The organism is Nocardia sp. NPDC004860, assembly GCF_040609015.1.
Lineage (GTDB): Bacteria > Actinomycetota > Actinomycetes > Mycobacteriales > Mycobacteriaceae > Nocardia.
Window position 1 is genome coordinate 133,240 of record NZ_JBEXJI010000023.1, and the last position, 16,715, is coordinate 149,954.

A 16,715-nucleotide genomic window follows, 5' to 3' on the forward strand; every position below is an offset into this window, starting at 1 on the left:
ATGAGAGATAGACGCATCGTCGTCCTGCTGCGAGGAGGTGAGGGGCATGGCCGTTGTCGCGTGGGCACGTTCCACCACCGCCCTCCCCACGCTGGCGGCCGGGGCCATGGTTCTCGTCCTGGCCGGGCTGACCACTGCCTTCGTCTACCTCGCGGTGCCCGCCGTGGCCGGTCCGGCCGAACGCGCGCCCGCGCCGATCGAGGTCCACACCGATCCCCCGGCGGTACCGCCGGTGTGCGCCGAGGTCACCGAGGACAGCCCGAATCCGGCGTGCGCGGACACCGATACCGACATCAGTGCCGACCCCGCGCCGGCCGGCCGGCCGTGACCAGCGAGATCAGCAGCAGCGCCGCGATCACGAAAAGCGCTGCCACACAGGCCACCAGCCCGGCCCAGCCGCCGGCCGCGTAAGCGATCCCGGCCGCGCTGCCGACCACCGCGCTGCCCAGGTAGTACGCGAACATGTAGAGAGACGATGCCGCGCCGCGATTTTCGGCCAGCGTGCCCACCCACGCGCTGGCCGTGGTGTGCGCGGCGAAGAACCCGGTGGTGAACAGCAGGATGCCGATCAGCACCGTGGTCAGGTGATCGGGGATGGTGATCAGCGCACCGAGGGCCATCAATGTCACCGCGGCGGTGAGGACCCGTGCATGGCCGCGACGATCGGCGAGCCTGCCGGTGTACGCCGAGGCGACCGTCCCGGCGAGGTACAGCACGAACACCGATCCGGCCAGGGCCGCGGGCAATTCGAAGGGACGATGGGTCAGGCGGTAGCCCAGGAAGTTGTAGACCGACACGAAGCTGCCCATCAGCAGGAAGGCCAGACCGAAGAGCGCGATCAGGCCGCGATGCCGCAGCTGCGCCGTGAGATCGCCGATCATGGTGCCGAAACCGGCCGGGCGCGCGGCGAATCCGCGCGAGGGCGGCAGGGTGCACGCGAACCAGACCGTGCACGCCGCGGCGGCCAGCGAAACCGCCAGCTCCGCCCAGCGCCACGAGGCCAGCCCGAGGGCGAGCGAGGGAATCAACCGGCCCGCCAGCCCCCCGATGGTGGTCCCGGCGATATAGACGCCCATGGCAGCGCCGAGTCCGGCCGCCCCGATCTCCTCGGCCAGATACGCCATGGCCACCGCGGGCACGCCCGCCAGCGAAACGCCCTGTACGGCCCGCACCGCCAGCAGGGTGTCGAGGGTCGGGCACAGCGGCAGCAGCAGACCCAGCGCCGAAGCCACCACCGCCGATCCGATCATCACCCGGGTGCGGCCGATCCGCGCCGACAGCGCACCTGCCGGAACGATGGCCAGCGCAAGAAAACCCGTGGTCAGTGAGACGGCGAGGGCCGCGTGCGCGGGCGGGACCGCGAAGGCGGCCGACAGGCTCGGCAGCAGCGACTGGGTGGAGTACATGGCCGCGAACGTGGTCAGCCCGGCTGCGAAAAGGGCTGCGGTGACCCGCTTCTCGTGTGCGTGCGTCGGCCGGCCGGGTCCGGCGGTACCGGTCGGCCCCGGCGTGGCCGCGCTGGTCGGCTCCTGCGTGGCCACGCTGGTCAGCTCCTGCGCTGCCGTCGGTTGCGATGTCGCCGTACCGGTCGGCCCTGACGCGGCGGTGCTGGTGGTCCCTTGCACGGTTGTCATCGGATCCTCTCGGTACGGGGGTGCGGGATCCAGGGTGCGACGCTGGCACTTAGAACGGAAATGCATGATTATGGAAGTACTCATGCTCTGCCGACATATAGTGAGGAGGCGGCGTGCTCGGCTCGGATCTGGAGTGGTTCACGACACTCGCCGAAACGGAGAATGTCAGCGCGGCCGCCGACCGGCTGCACCTGGCGCAGCCCACGCTGTCGCGCATGCTCGCCCGGCTCGAGCAGCGGCTCGGCACACCGTTGTTCGACCGGCACGGCAAGCGCATCCGGCTCAACGAGTACGGCCGCCTCTACTACGAGCACGCCCGCCGCGCCCGCGCCGAACTGCACGCCGGGGAGCAGGCCGTCGCCGACCGCATCAATCCGGCCAAGGGAGTGGTCCGGCTGTCGTTCCTGCATTCCTTCGGCGGCCGGCTGGCCCCGCAGCTGATCGGCGAATTCCGGCGCGGCTCGGGGCGGGTCGGCTTCACGCTGTATCAGGGCGCGGCCGAGGTCATCACCCGGCAGGTGCTCGACGGCGAGGCCGATCTGGCGCTGGTGTCGCCGCGGCCCGGTGAGCCCGGCATCGGGTGGCGCACCCTGCTGAATCAGCCGCTGGTCCTGGCGGTTCCGGCCGACCACCGGCTGGCCGCCCCGTCCGGCAAGAGCGGGCAGCGGCCGATCCGGCTGGCCGAGCTGGCCGACGCCGAATTCATCACCATGCATGCGGGATTCGGCATGCGGCGGATCTTCGACGAACTGTGCGCGGCGGCCGGGATCCGGCCGCGCATCGTCTTCGAGTCCAGCGATCTGGTGACGGTCTCCGGGCTGGTGGCGGCCGGGCTCGGCGTCGCGCTGGTGCCCGCCGAGGAACCGATGCCGCCGGGGCTGGCCGTCGTCCCGCTCGCCGACGCGGGCGCGTCCCGCGATGTCGGATTGATCTGGTCGGCGACCGCCACGCCGTCGGAGGCGGTGCGGCGGTTCCGCGATTTCGCCGCCGACTGGGCGGCCCGCCGTCACCCCCGGTGAATGCGCGCGCTGTTACGGTGACTGGACGGTAACTGACCTGTTGCTTCAGACCTTGGGAGCCGCCCGTGCAGCGGTATCGCGCGGCCCTCGACACGGTGGGCGCGTGCGCGGCCGCCGCGATCGCGGGCCTGGCCCTCATCGTGCCCGTCGACACCGGGTGCGCCGCCGGCTCGTCGGCGCTGCAGATGACGCTGCTGAGCGTGACCGTGCCCCGGGCCACGGCCGCGGGCGTGATCGTCGCGGTGCTGGCCGCGGTGTGCGTGCGCATGTTCGGCTCTCGCACCGCCTGGGGCACCGCCGCGGTCGCGACACTGATTCTGGTCACCGACCACCTGGTGCCTACCCCCTCCGTGACCATGGCCACCGCCAACTTCGTCGATTCGATCGCGGCGGGGGTGCTGCTCGGCGCGGCGGGCGCGGCGGCGCTCGAATACCGGCCGCCCGCAATCGGATACCTGCTCGGGGGGCTCATCGGCGTCACGGTGGGCGACCACATCGAGAAAATCTCGGCCGAGCACGGAACCCTGTCGCTGCTCGAACGCGCCTTCGTGGATCTGCCGCCGGTCTGGGTCACCGTACCGACAATGGGATTGCTGGCCGTGTGCTGCGTCCTGTGCCCGCGCGCGGGAGAGGCGTTCTACCCCACCGCGTTGAACCTGCCGTTCGCGCCCGTGCTCGCCGCGGCCGTGGTGGTCACCACCGTCGACATGGTGTCGGAGCGGCTCACCACGGCGACGAGCGGCACCGCGGTCATCGTGGCCGGAACGCTCGCGGTGCTCGCGGCGGCGGTGATCGCCGCGCTGCTGCTGCCGGAACGCGACGGCACCCTCACCCTGCTCGCGGTGGCGCTCGCCGCGACGGGCAGCGCGATCGCCATCGCGGCCCAGGCGCATTGGAAGCTCGCGCCGATTCTCTCGGTCTTGGCGATCGGCCTGGCGACGGGCCTGCGGCGCGCGGCGCCGGTCGTCGCCGCGGTCGCGATCGTCGCCCTCGGGGTGTTCGCGCTACTGGTTCCCAGCACGCGGCACGATGATTCGTGGAGCGCGCTGATCGGCAGCTGCGCCATTGCCGCGCTGGCGGGGTACAGCTTCGGCGCGGTCACCACCCGCGGCACGGCCGGGACCGTGCTGGCGATCGGCCTGCTGTTCATTCCGACCGCCGTGCTCACGCTGGAATTCCGTGGCTGCGAGGCGTTCCCGCTGCATCCCAACCGGACCGCCGAATCGGGTGACCGCGCCGCCTGGATGGCCATCGCTCTCGGGGCCGGATGCCTGGCCGCCGTCATCGCGCTGCGACGTCTGCGGCCCGAGCGGGTCGAGCAGGATCAGTAGATCCGATACCACAAGATCAGGGGATCGCCGAGTTCGCCAGGGTGCCGGTGGCCGCCGGACTCGCGAGGGTCCGGAAGTCCGGATCGTAGCTGGCGTTCACCGCACCGATCCGAAAGAAATCGCGGGACGAGAACGTCTGGGTGACAGCCGAACCCGTCGCCCAGGCGGTGAATCACATGCCAGTTCGACTGCTTTGATCATGCTGTGGCTGTAGTCGGTCGATCGTCCGGGAGACGGTGAGGTTCACGTGAGGACCGGTGCCCATCCAAGTTCGCGATACTGGGTGCGCTGTCGGCTCGGGGGTTTGCTGGCGGTGGCCGAGGTCGTCCGGGGCGGGGGGCGCGGACATCGGTGTCCGGGCGCGCTGCGGTGTCGCGATTGGCGGCTCGGGGCTTATAGTGGGCAGTTGCCGTCAGGGTTGATGGCGGATCACGTCGCGGGGTCGAGGTGTGGGGGGCGGCGACGGGAGGCGGTTTCGCCGGGAGGGATCGACCGAGCCGGAGGGAAATCGACCGAGCCGGAGGGAAATCGGGTGGGCCGGATCGGACAGGATTCGGGGAAACCCCCGCTGATCTCCCGCAGTCCTGGTGCATAGGCCGTAACCTGCTGTCCCACAAGCGAAGAATGCTCCTGACCGGACACCAGTCCGACCGAGGACACCCTTACCCGCCCTGAAGTGCAGGTTTAGGGTGCGTGTCCGAGCGTTGGTCTTGCGTGAACAGGCGGTAGCGTCTAGGAGGGACCCGGTCGCACACGTGGCCGGGCGCTTCGTCCACGGCAGGTCGGTGCACGGAGCAAGGGCAGGAACGTCGAAGGAGCAGCGGACGTGACGACTACCGGTGGTGCGGGCCAGCGGATCGAAACCGCCGCGCAAACACTGTGGGAGGCACCCGATGTGGTGCACGACGGCCGGGAAGTCGGTCCGACCGGACGCCCGGTGCGCGAGATCCCCGTGCCGCTCGACGCCGACCACAGCGGACCCGCCCTCATCGTCGCCATGTGCAATCAGAAGGGCGGCGTCGGCAAGACCACCTCGACCATCAATCTCGGTGCGGCGCTGGCGGAATACGGGCGCAAGGTGCTGCTGGTCGACCTGGATCCGCAGGGCGCGCTGTCGGCGGGACTCGGTGTGGCGCACCACGATCTGGACGTCACCGTGCACAACCTGCTCGTCGGCCCCGGCAAGGTCAATGTCGACGACGTGCTGATGAACACCAAGGTCGAGGGCATGGATCTGCTGCCCAGCAATATCGACCTGTCGGCGGCGGAGATTCAGCTCGTCAACGAGGTCGGCCGGGAGCAGACGCTGGGCCGCGCCATCGCGCCGCTGCGCGACCGCTACGACTACATCCTGATCGACTGCCAGCCCTCGCTGGGCCTGCTCACCGTGAACGCCCTGGCCTGCGCCGACGGCGTCATCATTCCCATGGAGTGCGAATACTTCTCGCTGCGCGGCCTGGCCCTGCTCAACGACACCGTGGAGAAGGTGCGGGACCGGCTGAATCCGGAACTGACCCTGTACGGCATCGTGGTCACCATGTTCGATGCTCGCCTATTGCATTCACGTCAGGTGATGACGCGCGTGGTCGAGGTGTTCGGCGACCTCGTGTACGACACCGTGATCTCGCGGACCGTCCGCTTCCCCGACGCCAGTGTCGCCGGCGAGCCCATTACCACCTGGGCGCCGAAATCCGGTGGCGCGGAAGCCTATCGGGCCATGGCCCGGGAAGTCATCCAGCGGTCGGGCCGTTGAGCGATCCTCTCGATTCGTCCGAGCACGACCCGGCGGACGCGGATACAGCCCTGCCCGCCGGAGATCCGGACTCGCCGGTCCTGGCGGATATCGTCGCAGGCGGCGGTACTGCCGGACCATCGGACGATCGGAACGCAACGGGCAAATTTCACCTGAAGCTCGCCAACTTCGAGGGCCCGTTCGACCTGTTGCTGCAGCTCATCAGCTCGCGACGGCTCGACGTCACCGAGATCGCGCTGCACAAGGTCACCGACGAATTCATCGCCCACACCAAGGCGCTCACCGCCCGGCTCTCGGAGGAAAAGGGGCTGCGCGCCGACAAGGTCCTCGACCAGACCACCGAATTCCTGCTCATCGCGGCCACCCTGCTGGATCTGAAGGCGGCCCGGCTGTTGCCCTCCGGCGAGGTCTCCGACGAGGAGGACCTCGAGCTCCTCGAAGCCCGCGACCTGCTGTTCGCACGGCTGTTGCAGTATCGCGCCTTCAAACAGGTCGCGGCACTGCTGGGCGAGCTGGAGGCCGCGGCGCTGCAACGCTATCCGCGCGCGGTGTCGCTGGAGGAGCGGTATCTGGCGCTGTTGCCAGAGGTTACGCTGGGGGTGGACGCCGCGGGGTTCGCCGAGGTCGCAGCCACCGTGTTCCGGCCGCGTCCGAAACCGAGGGTGGGGCTGGATCACATCCACGCCCATGCGATTTCGATCGCCGAACAGGCCGCGCTGGTGCTGGAGATGCTGAAAAGCCGTGGCGCGGGCGGCTGGACGACCTTCCACGAACTCTGCGCCGACTGCGAACTGCCGATCCAGATCGTGGCCCGCTTCCTCGCGCTGCTCGAACTCTACCGGGGCAAGACGATCGAGTTCGATCAGCCCGACCCCCTGGGCCCGCTGTCCATCAGCTGGATCGGCGAGCTCGAAGACCAACCGGCCCAACCGGTGACGATTGAAGAGGATTACGGGTGACCGAGGTGCAGAACTTGGGTGACGACGCGCACGACCCGGCCGCCGCCAACCAGGCAGCGCCCCAACCGACCCTGGCCGAAAGGATCGTGGCCGAAGCGGCCGCGGCAGCGAAGGCCCGCGCAGCCCGGGCGAATGCCGCCGAGCCCGCGGCCGAGGTCACCGAGCCCAGCGGTGGAAGCGCCGAAACAACGGCCGAGGGCGTCGAGGCCCCGGCGGAGGGTGCGGCGCTCACCGGCGAAGTGACCATGCTCGAGTCCGCCGCCACGGAGCCCGCGCCCGACGCGCCCGAGTCCGTGAACGACGGCCCGGCGGCCGTGGCAGATGCCTCCCAGTCCATCACCGGCGCTGCCGAGTCTGTGGCTGAAGTCTCTCGACCTGGGGCGGGGGTCGTGGCGCCGGACGGGCCGGGCATCGATGCGGAGGAGTTCGAGGACGAGGAGGCGCTCGAGGAGGACGAGTTCCGGGCGGCGCTCGAGGCGATGCTGCTGGTGGTGGATGCGCCTGCGCCGGTGGAGTTGCTGGCGTCCGCTCTGCGGGATCATCCGATCCGGGTGGAGACCGCGCTGCGGGAGATGTCGGCGGAACTGACCGCGCGACGCAGTGGCATGGATCTCAGGTTCGTGGGCGACGGGTGGCGCTACTACACGCGGACGGAATTCGCCCCCTATGTGGAACGTATGCTGTTGGACGGCGCACGGTCGAAGCTCACACGCGCCGCTTTGGAAACCCTGGCGGTGATCGCGTACCGTCAACCGGTTACCCGAGCACGCGTGAGTGCGGTGCGCGGTGTGAACGTGGATGGCGTGATCCGGACCCTGCTGGCGCGGGGCCTGATCGCGGAGGCCGGAGCGGACCCGGAGACCAACGGCACTCTGTACATCACCACCGAGCTGTTCCTGGAACGGATCGGACTTGCGTCACTGGCGGATCTACCGCCGCTGGCCCCACTGCTCCCGGGCGTCGATCTGATCGACGAGATCAACGAGAGCCTGGACACCGACCCCCGGTACACCAGGCTGAAGAAACCGGCCGAGGCCGATATCGACCTCGGTACCGATGATTGAAATAGGACAACGTGAATACACCCGCTCGCCGAGATGGCACACCGGATCGTAGAAAACGTGGCAGCGAACCGCCCAGCGGTTCCCGCGCCGCCCGCGGCCGGACCGGAGACGACCGGTCCGCGCGAGGCGGCGGCTCGTACGGCGGAGGCTCCGCCAACCCCCGTGGCGGCTCCGCGAATCGCGGCGGCTCGCGCGGTGACTCGCCCTCGTGGGGCGGAAATTCCCGTGGCGACTCGCGCGGCGGCAGTGATTCGCGCGGCGGCAGTGGCTCGTATGGCGGTGGACGCGGCAGCGGGTCCTACGACTCGCGCGCCGGCGGATCCCGCAGCGGCTCGTACGGCGATTCCCGCGGCGGCTCCGGCTACGGCGACTCCCGCGGCGGCGCTTCCCGCGGCGGCGGCTCCTACGGCGACTCCCGAACCGGTGCGTCGCGTGGCGGTTCCGGCTCGTACGGTTCGCGCGGCGCTTCGGGCTCGCGCGAAGGCTACGGCTCGCGTGGCGAAAGCCAGTGGGGCGGTGGCGGTTCGCGCGGTGGAGCGCCCTCGCGTGGCGGCTCGTCGTACGGAAACTCCGCGCGCGGCAACCAGTCTCGCGGTGATTGGGGTTCCGACTCGCGTGGCGGGCGTGGCGGCGACAGCCGTGGCGGCCAGTCGCGCACCGGATTCGGCTCCGACCGTTCCGGTTTCGGCCAGGACCGCAATGCCTCGCGCGGCCGGATCGGCGGCGGTAGCCCGCTGGCTCCGCACACCTCCCCGAACACTCCCGCCAAGAAGAAGGCCGCCAAGCCGGAGCGCAAGATCGTCGCGCCCGTGCTGATCAGCAATGCGAAGCCCGCGCGTCACCAGCACGTGGACCTCGAGGAGCGCGGTCCGAAGAAGCTGCCCTGGGGCGAGGGCGAGCGCCTGCAGAAGGTCCTCGCGAAGGCCGGTGTGGCCTCGCGCCGCGCGGCCGAGGAGATGATCGACGCCGGCCGCATCGAGGTCGACGGCAAGATCGTGCGCGAGCAGGGCCTGCGCATCGATCCGCAGACCGCCGTGGTCCGGGTCGACGGTGTGCGTGTCGTCATCCGCGACGAGCAGGTGTACCTGGCGCTGAACAAGCCCAAGGGCTGGCAGTCGACCATGTCCGACGAGATGGGCCGCCCGTGCGTGGGCGACATCGTCGCCGAGCGGATCGCGGCCGGGCAGCGGCTGTTCCACGTCGGCCGCCTGGACGCCGACACCGAGGGCCTGCTGCTGCTCACCAATGACGGCGATCTCGCGCACCGGCTCATGCACCCGTCCTTCGAGGTGTCCAAGACCTACCTGGCCACGGTCAACGGCGAGGTCAAGAACCGCGAGGTCGGCAAGCTGCTCAAGGACGGCGTCGAGCTGGAGGACGGCCCCGCCAAGGTGGACCGGTTCCAGGTGCTCGAGGTCGGCCAGGGCAAGTCGCTGGTGAAGGTGGTGCTGCACGAGGGCCGCAAGCACATCGTGCGCCGCCTGCTGGCCGAGGTCGGCCACCCGGTGACCGCGCTGGTGCGCACCCACATTGGACCGGTCGCACTGGGCGATCAGCGGCCGGGCACGCTGCGCGTGCTGGGCCGGGACGAAATCGGGAAGCTCTACGAGGCGGTGTCGTTGTGAACGGTGTGGGAAGTCTGATCGACGCGACCGGCGCGCTGACCGGGTGGGCGCGGCTGGTCGTCGCCATGGACGGCCCGTCGGGCACCGGCAAGTCGAGCGTGTCGCGCTTGCTGGCGACCCGGCTCGGGGCCAGCTACCTCGACACCGGTGCCATGTACCGGGTGGCGACACTGCGCGTGCTGCGCACCGGCGTGGACCTGGACGACGCCGCGGCCATCGCGGTCGCGGTCAAGGAGCTGCCGCTGACCATCGGCACCGATCCGAGCCGGGAGGTCATCCTGCTCGACGATGAGGATGTGTCGAACGAGATCCGCGGCAATGCGGTGACCAAGGCGGTGTCGGCGGTGTCCGCCGTGCCCGAGGTGCGCGAGCAGCTGGTGGCCCTGCAGCGGGACCTGACCGCGGCGGCGGGGCGAATCGTGGTCGAGGGCCGCGATATCGGCACCGTCGTGCTGCCCGAGGCCGATGTGAAGATCTACCTGACCGCCTCGGCCGAGGCCCGCGCCGCGCGACGCAATGCGCAGAACATCGCCGAGGGCCGGGGTGACGATTTCGAGGCCGTGCTGGCCGATGTGCAGCGCCGCGACACCCTGGATTCGACCCGCAAGGTGTCGCCGCTGCGTCCCGCCGAGGACGCCGTGCTGGTCGACACCAGCGATCTGAACAAGGACGAGGTCATCGACGAGCTGTACCGCGTAGTGGCCGAACGGATTTCAGCGGGAGGCGCGCAGTGACGCAGGACACCTTCGCCGGTGATGGCATCTGGTCGGACGAATCCGACTGGGACATCGCCGAATTCGAGGGCGAGCAGGACGCCGAGCACATCCCGCTGCCGACGGTGGCCATCGTCGGCCGGCCGAATGTCGGCAAATCGACCCTGGTGAACCGCATTCTGGGGCGCCGCGAGGCCGTCGTGGAGGACATTCCTGGCGTGACCCGGGACCGGATCTCCTACGAGGCCAACTGGGCCGGACGCCGGTTCCTGGTGCAGGACACCGGCGGCTGGGAGCCCGACGCCAAGGGCCTGCAGCAGTCGGTGGCCCGGCAGGCCGAGGTCGCCATGCAGACCGCCGACGCGATCGTCGTGGTGGTGGACGTCACCGTGGGCGCGACCTCCGCCGACGAGGCGGTGGCGCGGACGCTGCGTCGCAGCAAGACCCCGGTCATCCTGGTGGCCAACAAGGTCGACAATCAGAAGCTGGAGGCCGATGCGGCCGAGCTGTGGTCGATGGGCCTGGGTGAGCCGCGCCTGGTCTCGGCCGCGCACGGTCGCGGCACCGGCGATCTGCTGGACCTCATTCTGGAGGTGATGCCCGAAACCCCGCGCGAGGGAACGGGCCTCACCGGCGGCCCGCGCCGCGTGGCGCTGGTCGGCAAGCCGAATGTGGGCAAGTCCTCACTGCTGAACCGGCTGGCGGGCGAGGAGCGCTCGGTCGTCCACAATATCGCGGGCACCACCGTCGACCCGGTCGACTCGCTCGTCGAATTGGGCGGCAAGCCCTGGCGTTTCGTGGACACCGCGGGCCTGCGCCGCAAGGTGAGCACGGCCAGCGGCCACGAGTTCTACGCGTCACTGCGCACCAAGTCGGCCATCGAGGCCGCCGAGGTGGCGGTCATGCTGATCGACGCTTCGGAGCCGATCACCGAGCAGGACCTGCGCGTCATCTCCATGGTGGCCGAGGCCGGCCGCGCCCTGGTGATCGCCTACAACAAGTGGGATCTGGTCGACGAGGACCGGCGCGAGATGCTCGAGCGCGAGATCGACCGCGAAATGGTCCAGGTCCGCTGGGCCCAGCGCGTCAATATCTCCGCTCAGACGGGTCGCGCCGTCCAGAAGCTGGTCCCCGCCATGGAAACCGCCCTGGATTCCTGGGACAAGCGCATCTCCACCGGCCGCCTGAACAACTGGCTCAAGGAGGTCATCGCCGCCACCCCGCCCCCGATGCGCGGCGGCCGCCTCCCCCGAGTCCTGTTCGCCACCCAGGCCTCCACCCGCCCCCCGACGTTCGTCCTCTTCACCACGGGCTTCCTCGAGGCCGGCTACCGCCGCTTCCTCGAACGAAAGCTCCGCGAGGAGTTCAACTTCGACGGCTCCCCGGTCCGCGTGAATGTCCGCGTCCGCGAAAAGCGCGAACGCAAGAAGTAACTCACGCCACGGCCGAAGACAAGCCCGGGTGACGGTCTGCACCGTTCCCCGGGCTTTCTCGTTGCCGCCGCAGACTAGGGCAGTGGCGTCAGTGCGAAGACGGGGTGGGTGGCGGCGGTGCGGGCGAGGTCTGCTGTGGTCGGCTGGGTGGGCAGGCCGAGGGTGCGGCGTAGGACCAGGCCGCCGACGGGGCGGGAGAGTCTCGGGGCGACAACGTCTTTCAGGATCCGGGTGGCTTGGTCGGTGGGTAGTTCGACAGCGGTGAAGTCGGTGCGGGTGGGGCCGGTGCCCAGGGAGGCGCGGCCTGCGGCGCGGAGGTTGCGGACCCACTGGGCGTTGCCGGAATGGGTGGCGATGATCCAGCGGTGGTCGCCCTCACCGAAGACGTCCACGGGATTGGTTCTGGGAAGGCCGGATTGCCTGCCTGCCACGGTCAGTAGCGCGACCGGTCCGAGCCGGACGCCGGACCGCGCCAGCATCGAGACGGCTCGTCCCACCAGGTTGTGGCCGAGTCGCGCACCGCCGAGGACATGCACGGCGGCGAAGACGACCAGGAACAATCCGGCGAGCAGCCCGCCGAGCCAATCCCACAGCGCGGCGGCGCCGAACGCGGCGATCGCCAGATGCAGGGCGATGAGCACGGTGCCCAGCCCGCCGACGGCCGCGATGCCGCGGCGGCGGGAACCGGGCATGGCATGAAGATTTCTCGTGGGGTTCATGATTCGCGTTTTCCTCAACAGGCAAGAACCACTATGGGCATTTGCCCATATACTATGGGCGATCGCCCATAGTAGGCAACACTGCACCGCTGAGAGCGAAGCCACGGTTTCCGCCGATGTGCGAGCCGGGAGATTCCGGCCTGGTGTGAGCCTCGAGAGTCGTTGCCCGGGCGCGGGCCAATAGACTTGACCGGATATTCAGGGCGGTCGGCGAATCGGTCGATCCGACGCCGGAAGGGGAAGAGCGAAGCATGCGTGGCGTTCCACGGCCCGATCTGCGCCCCGAACTGTTCGCCGCCGCGGACAGGATCCTGGCGCGCGAGGGTGCCGCGGGCCTCACCAGCCGAGCCATCACCGATGAGGCCGGATGCGCGAAAGGCATCCTGCACAACCACTTCGACGGACTCGAAGGCTTCCTCACCGAGTACGCCGCCGACCGTCTGCAACGCGCCGTCGACGAGCTCTCCGGCCTCCCGGCCCGCGCCGGGCAGGGCGACATCCTCGACAACCTCACCGAGGCCGCCGTCACTCTCTTCGACTCCGGCGCCCTCCCGACCGCCGCCCTGATCTCCGCCCGGCCCGCACTGGCCACCCGCATCGGCACCGCGATCGCCGCCGACTCGGCCCTCAACACCAGCGAGCGGTTCTTCGCCGACTATCTGTCCGCCGAACAAACCGCCGGCCGCCTCCTGCCCGGCCAGGACACCCACACCCTCGCCTTCGCCCTCGTCGGCTCGATCCACCACCTGTTCTTCACCTCTCAGGGCACAGAACTCGCCCCCACCCGAGTCCGCCAGATCATCCGTACCCTCCTGCGTCTCTGAGCCCTGCCATCCGCGGCATGACCGGTCCCGCCGCCACCCAAATTCCCGAATCGCACGCAGCCCGACATCTCCGAGCGCCGGACTCCGCGGAACAATCGGCACCGCGTCCGCCAATCGTCCGGGCCCTGTTGCCAACTCGAAGGCTGTACGCGGGGTCAGCGGGCTCGGGGGTGGGCGGTGGCCCAGACCTCGTGCAGGGTGCCGACGGTGACCAGGGTGTAGATCTGGGTGGTGGTCACCGAGGCGTGGCCGAGTAGTTCCTGAACGACGCGGACGTCGGCGCCGCCGTCGAGGAGGTGGGTGGCGAAGGAGTGACGCAGGGTGTGGGGGGAGACCTGAGCGGCTATCCCGGCCCGGTCGGCTGCTGATTGCAGGACCTGCCAGGCGGATTGGCGGGAGAGGCGGCCGCCGCGGTGATTGAGGAAGAGGGCGGCGTTGCCTTTGCCTCGGGTGGCGAGGGCCGGGCGGCCTCGGACCAGGTAGTTGTCGAGGGCGGCCAGGGCGGGGCGGCCGATCGGGACCATGCGCTGTTTGCCGCCCTTGCCGCGCAGGACCACCGCGCGTTCGGCGGTGTCGATGTCGTCCACGTCGAGCCCGACCATCTCGGAGATGCGAGCGCCCGTGGAGTACAGCAACTCCAGGAGTGCCCGGTCGCGCAGCCCGCGCGGGCCGTCGGCGATATCTCCCCCGGCGGCGTCGAGCAAGCGGGAAACCTGGTCGTACGGAAGGGCTTTCGGCAGTCTGCGGGCGGGTGTCGGCGGTTTCACCGGGTGCGCTACATCCGCGTCGGTGATGCCCTCCGCGGTCGCGAACCGGTGCAGCCCGCGGACGGCGACCAGGGCCCGCGACGCCGACGAGGCCGCCAGGGCGGGATGCTCGGAGTCCCCCGACCGCAGCGACACCATGTAGTCGGCGATGTCCGATTCGGCCACGCGCGCAAGCGTTTCCACTCCGCGCTCGGTCAGAAAGTACCGGTAGCGACCCAGATCCCGCCGATAGGCGCTGAGCGTATTGCGCGCGGCGCCGCGCTCGACCGCCAAATGGTCGAGGTACGCGTCGATCTGCCGCTTCAGCACGGCTCACATCTTTGCAGCCGCCACCGACGAACTCCCCGACCCGAACCCGGCGAAGCGAACAAGTTTCCCAATCGGGATCTACTGCGATGCCTCCCGCGCCTTGCGATCCAGGAACGCGGTGGGCATACCCGGCCAGGGCGCATCGGCGGGCCGCAGCCGAGCCCCGCTGGACCGGGCCGTCATCAACGCGGTCACCCCGGCCACGGCGGTGGCATTGGTGATGTCGCCCGCCAGCGCGGCGTGTACGGCCTCCGTCAACGGCATCCGCAGGATCTGGAGGTCGGCCTCCTCCATTTCCGGGTCCGGACGGTCGATTTCGTAGAGCCCGGTCGCCAGATACACCCGCAGCGCCTCATCGGTGAACCCGGGCGAGAGCGCCACATCGACCAGCACCGACCACTCGCGCGCGGCCAGCCCGGTCTCCTCGGCCAGCTCCCGATGGGCGGCTTCGAGGGGATCCTCGCCCGCCTTGTCCAGCAGTCCGGCCGGCAGCTCCAGCAGCCGCCGCCCGATCGGATGCCGATACTGATTCACCAGCACCAGATTGTCGTCGTCGTCCAGCGCCGCCACGGCGACCGCCCCGTGATGCTCGATCACCTCTCGCTCGGCGACCCTGCCACCGGGCATGACCACCTGGTCCAACCGCAGCGCCAGGATCGCGCCCGAGTACACCGTGCGACTGGACAGGACATCGAAATCGTGTGTGCCGGGGACCGGTTCCGAGGAGGTCATTCCAGAACCGTAGCGCGGATACCCGGGCGGATACGAAACCGCCCGAGCACTCGTCGAATGCTCGGGCGGGCCGTGGAATCCCGGTCAGGCGGGGATCACTTGGAGACCTTCTCGGCCTCCGCGGCGGGCACCTCGTCGGGAATCTCCACCGGAAGCCGTTCGGCGGCCTTGTATTCCAGCGCCGCCGAGATCAGCGCCGCGAACAGCGGGTGCGGGCGCGTCGGACGGGACTTGAGCTCCGGGTGCGCCTGGGTGGCGACCAGGAACGGGTGCTTGTCCTGCGAGTACTCCACGAACTCGACCAGGTGGCCGTTCGGGGAGGTGCCGCTGAACTTCAGGCCGCTCTTGGCGATCTTGTCGCGGAAGGTGTTGTTGACCTCGTACCGGTGCCGGTGCCGCTCGGAGACCTCGGTCTCGCCGTACGCCCGCGCCACCAGCGAATCCTGCTGCAGCACAGCCGGGTACGCGCCGAGCCGCATGGTGCCGCCCAGATCGGCCTCGCCGGCCACGATCTGCTCCTGGTCGGCCATGGTCGAGATGACCGGGTACTTGGTGTCGGGCTCGAATTCCGCCGAGTTGGCGTCCTTCATGCCCACCGAGCGCGCCGCCTCGATGACCACGCACTGCAGACCCAGGCACAGGCCCAGCAGCGGAATCTTGTGCTCGCGGGCGTAGTGGATGGCGCCCACCTTGCCCTCGATGCCGCGAATGCCGAAACCGCCCGGGATCAGGATGGCGTCCACGTCGGCCAGGTGCGACCGCGCACCCGCCTCGGTCTCGCACTCGTCGGACTGCACCCAGCGGATGTTCACCTTGGCCCGCGAGGCGAAACCGCCCGCGCGCAGCGCCTCGGTGACCGACAGGTAGGCGTCGGGCAGGTCCACGTACTTGCCGACCAGCGCGACGGTGACCTCTTCGCGCGGGTTGTGCACGCGGTCCAGCAGATCGCCCCAGACCGTCCAGTCGACGTCGCGGAAGGGCAGTCCCAGCTTGCGAACGACGTAGGCGTCCAAGCCTTCCCGGTGCAGCACCTTCGGAATGTCGTAGATCGACGGCGCGTCCGGCGTGGAGATGCAGGCGTCCACATCCACGTCGCACATGAGCGCGATCTTGTTCTTCAGCGGCTGCGGCACCTCGCGGTCGCAGCGCAGGATGAGCGCGTCGGGCTGGATACCGATATTGCGCAGCGCCGCCACCGAGTGCTGGGTCGGCTTGGTCTTGAGCTCGCCCGAGGGACCCAGGTAGGGCACCAGCGTGACGTGCAGGAAGAAGCAGTTGTCGCGACCCACCTCGTGGCGAATCTGCCGCGCCGCCTCGAGGAACGGCTGCGACTCGATATCGCCCACGGTGCCACCGATTTCGGTGATCACCACATCCGGCGCCTGCCCGTGCAGGTCCGGTCCCGTCATGGCGAGAATGCGACTCTTGATCTCATCGGTGATGTGCGGGATCACCTGCACGGTGTCACCGAGGTACTCACCCCGGCGCTCCTTGGCGATCACCTTCGAGTACACCTGACCGGTGGTGACATTGGCGTCCCCGGACAGATCGCGATCCAGGAACCGTTCGTAGTGGCCGACATCGAGGTCCGTCTCCGCGCCGTCCTCGGTCACGAACACCTCACCGTGCTGGAAGGGGTTCATGGTGCCGGGATCGACATTCAGGTACGGATCCAGCTTCTGCATCGTGACGCGGAGTCCGCGTGAAGTGAGCAGCTGACCGAGGCTGGAGGCGGTCAGACCCTTACCGAGTGAAGAGGCGACGCCACCGCTGACGAAGATATGTTTCGTGGCCGCGCGCGCCGGAATCCGTGATTGACCCACGGGACTTCAC

The 16,715-nt window shown here is 69.5% G+C and carries 14 protein-coding genes and 1 pseudogene; 10 read left to right on the plus strand and 5 right to left on the minus strand.

Annotated elements, in window-relative coordinates:
• Positions 1-46: 46 nt before the first annotated feature.
• Positions 47-328: a hypothetical protein gene (locus ABZV44_RS32665; protein ID WP_354844817.1), complete on the plus strand. Its 282-nt coding sequence runs from the start codon at positions 47-49 to the stop codon at positions 326-328.
• Here ABZV44_RS32665 and ABZV44_RS32670 read toward each other — a convergent pair.
• On the minus strand, positions 294-1,634 hold the full coding sequence (locus tag ABZV44_RS32670) for an MFS transporter (RefSeq protein ID WP_354844820.1): 1,341 nt from the start codon (positions 1,632-1,634) through the stop codon (positions 294-296). The genes ABZV44_RS32665 and ABZV44_RS32670 overlap by 35 nt on opposite strands.
• A gap of 113 nt (positions 1,635-1,747) precedes the next feature.
• On the opposite strand from ABZV44_RS32670, the gene ABZV44_RS32675 reads away from it, so the two are divergent.
• The 8 genes and pseudogenes from ABZV44_RS32675 (at position 1,748) to der (ending at position 11,531) form a co-directional block, all read left to right on the plus strand.
• Complete coding sequence (locus tag ABZV44_RS32675) at positions 1,748-2,653, plus strand: LysR family transcriptional regulator (RefSeq protein ID WP_354844823.1); 906 nt, start codon at positions 1,748-1,750, stop codon at positions 2,651-2,653.
• A 65-nt stretch (positions 2,654-2,718) separates the two neighbouring features.
• A complete protein-coding gene (locus ABZV44_RS32680) occupies positions 2,719-3,984 on the plus strand; it encodes a hypothetical protein (RefSeq protein WP_354844825.1) in 1,266 nt (421 codons plus the stop codon).
• Between the two features lie 856 nt (positions 3,985-4,840).
• Entirely contained in the window at positions 4,841-5,737 is an 897-nt protein-coding gene (locus tag ABZV44_RS32685) for a ParA family protein (RefSeq protein WP_354844892.1), read from the plus strand.
• Between the two features lie 89 nt (positions 5,738-5,826).
• Positions 5,827-6,696, plus strand: a complete 870-nt coding sequence (locus ABZV44_RS32690; RefSeq protein WP_354844894.1) for a segregation/condensation protein A — start codon at positions 5,827-5,829, stop codon at positions 6,694-6,696.
• A 410-nt stretch (positions 6,697-7,106) separates the two neighbouring features.
• Positions 7,107-7,760, plus strand: a complete 654-nt coding sequence (gene scpB / locus ABZV44_RS32695; protein ID WP_354844897.1) for an SMC-Scp complex subunit ScpB — start codon at positions 7,107-7,109, stop codon at positions 7,758-7,760.
• Between the two features lie 767 nt (positions 7,761-8,527).
• A pseudogene (locus ABZV44_RS32700) lies at positions 8,528-9,385 on the plus strand (pseudouridine synthase); the annotation flags it as partial.
• Between the two features lie 65 nt (positions 9,386-9,450).
• Complete coding sequence (gene cmk / locus ABZV44_RS32705) at positions 9,451-10,119, plus strand: (d)CMP kinase (protein WP_354844899.1); 669 nt, start codon at positions 9,451-9,453, stop codon at positions 10,117-10,119.
• A complete protein-coding gene (der, locus tag ABZV44_RS32710; RefSeq protein ID WP_354844828.1) occupies positions 10,116-11,531 on the plus strand; it encodes a ribosome biogenesis GTPase Der in 1,416 nt (471 codons plus the stop codon). Before cmk ends, der begins: the two co-directional genes overlap by 4 nt.
• A 74-nt stretch (positions 11,532-11,605) precedes the next feature.
• Here der and ABZV44_RS32715 read toward each other — a convergent pair whose 3' ends face one another.
• Complete coding sequence (locus ABZV44_RS32715) at positions 11,606-12,250, minus strand: nitroreductase family deazaflavin-dependent oxidoreductase (protein ID WP_354844831.1); 645 nt, start codon at positions 12,248-12,250, stop codon at positions 11,606-11,608.
• Between the two features lie 251 nt (positions 12,251-12,501).
• Between ABZV44_RS32715 and ABZV44_RS32720 the strand changes: the two genes are divergently transcribed.
• The gene (locus ABZV44_RS32720) at positions 12,502-13,074 is read left to right on the plus strand and encodes a TetR/AcrR family transcriptional regulator (protein WP_354844833.1); all 573 of its coding nucleotides are present in this window, start codon (positions 12,502-12,504) and stop codon (positions 13,072-13,074) included.
• Positions 13,075-13,229: 155 nt separating this feature from the next.
• Here the strand turns inward: ABZV44_RS32720 and xerD are convergent, their stop codons facing one another.
• The 3 genes from xerD to ABZV44_RS32735 form a co-directional block, all read right to left on the minus strand.
• Complete coding sequence (gene xerD / locus ABZV44_RS32725) at positions 13,230-14,150, minus strand: site-specific tyrosine recombinase XerD (RefSeq protein WP_354844836.1); 921 nt, start codon at positions 14,148-14,150, stop codon at positions 13,230-13,232.
• A 78-nt stretch (positions 14,151-14,228) separates the two neighbouring features.
• A complete protein-coding gene (locus ABZV44_RS32730) occupies positions 14,229-14,882 on the minus strand; it encodes an NUDIX hydrolase (RefSeq protein WP_354844839.1) in 654 nt (217 codons plus the stop codon).
• Positions 14,883-14,977: 95 nt separating this feature from the next.
• Positions 14,978-16,705 (minus strand): CTP synthase, encoded by a 1,728-nt coding sequence (locus ABZV44_RS32735; RefSeq protein ID WP_354844842.1) that lies wholly within the window; start codon positions 16,703-16,705, stop codon positions 14,978-14,980.
• Positions 16,706-16,715: the final 10 nt, after the last annotated feature.

Bases quoted from the DNA above. Each gene is read 5' to 3' on its own strand.
- ABZV44_RS32665 (WP_354844817.1), top strand. From the start codon at position 47: ATGGCCGTTGTCGCGTGGGCACGTTCCACCACCGCCCTCCCCACGCTG.
- ABZV44_RS32670 (WP_354844820.1), bottom strand. From the start codon at position 1,634: ATGACAACCGTGCAAGGGACCACCAGCACCGCCGCGTCAGGGCCGACC.
- cmk (WP_354844899.1), top strand. From the start codon at position 9,451: ATGGACGGCCCGTCGGGCACCGGCAAGTCGAGCGTGTCGCGCTTGCTG.
- ABZV44_RS32715 (WP_354844831.1), bottom strand. From the start codon at position 12,250: ATGAACCCCACGAGAAATCTTCATGCCATGCCCGGTTCCCGCCGCCGC.
- ABZV44_RS32720 (WP_354844833.1), top strand. From the start codon at position 12,502: ATGCGTGGCGTTCCACGGCCCGATCTGCGCCCCGAACTGTTCGCCGCC.
- ABZV44_RS32730 (WP_354844839.1), bottom strand. From the start codon at position 14,882: ATGACCTCCTCGGAACCGGTCCCCGGCACACACGATTTCGATGTCCTG.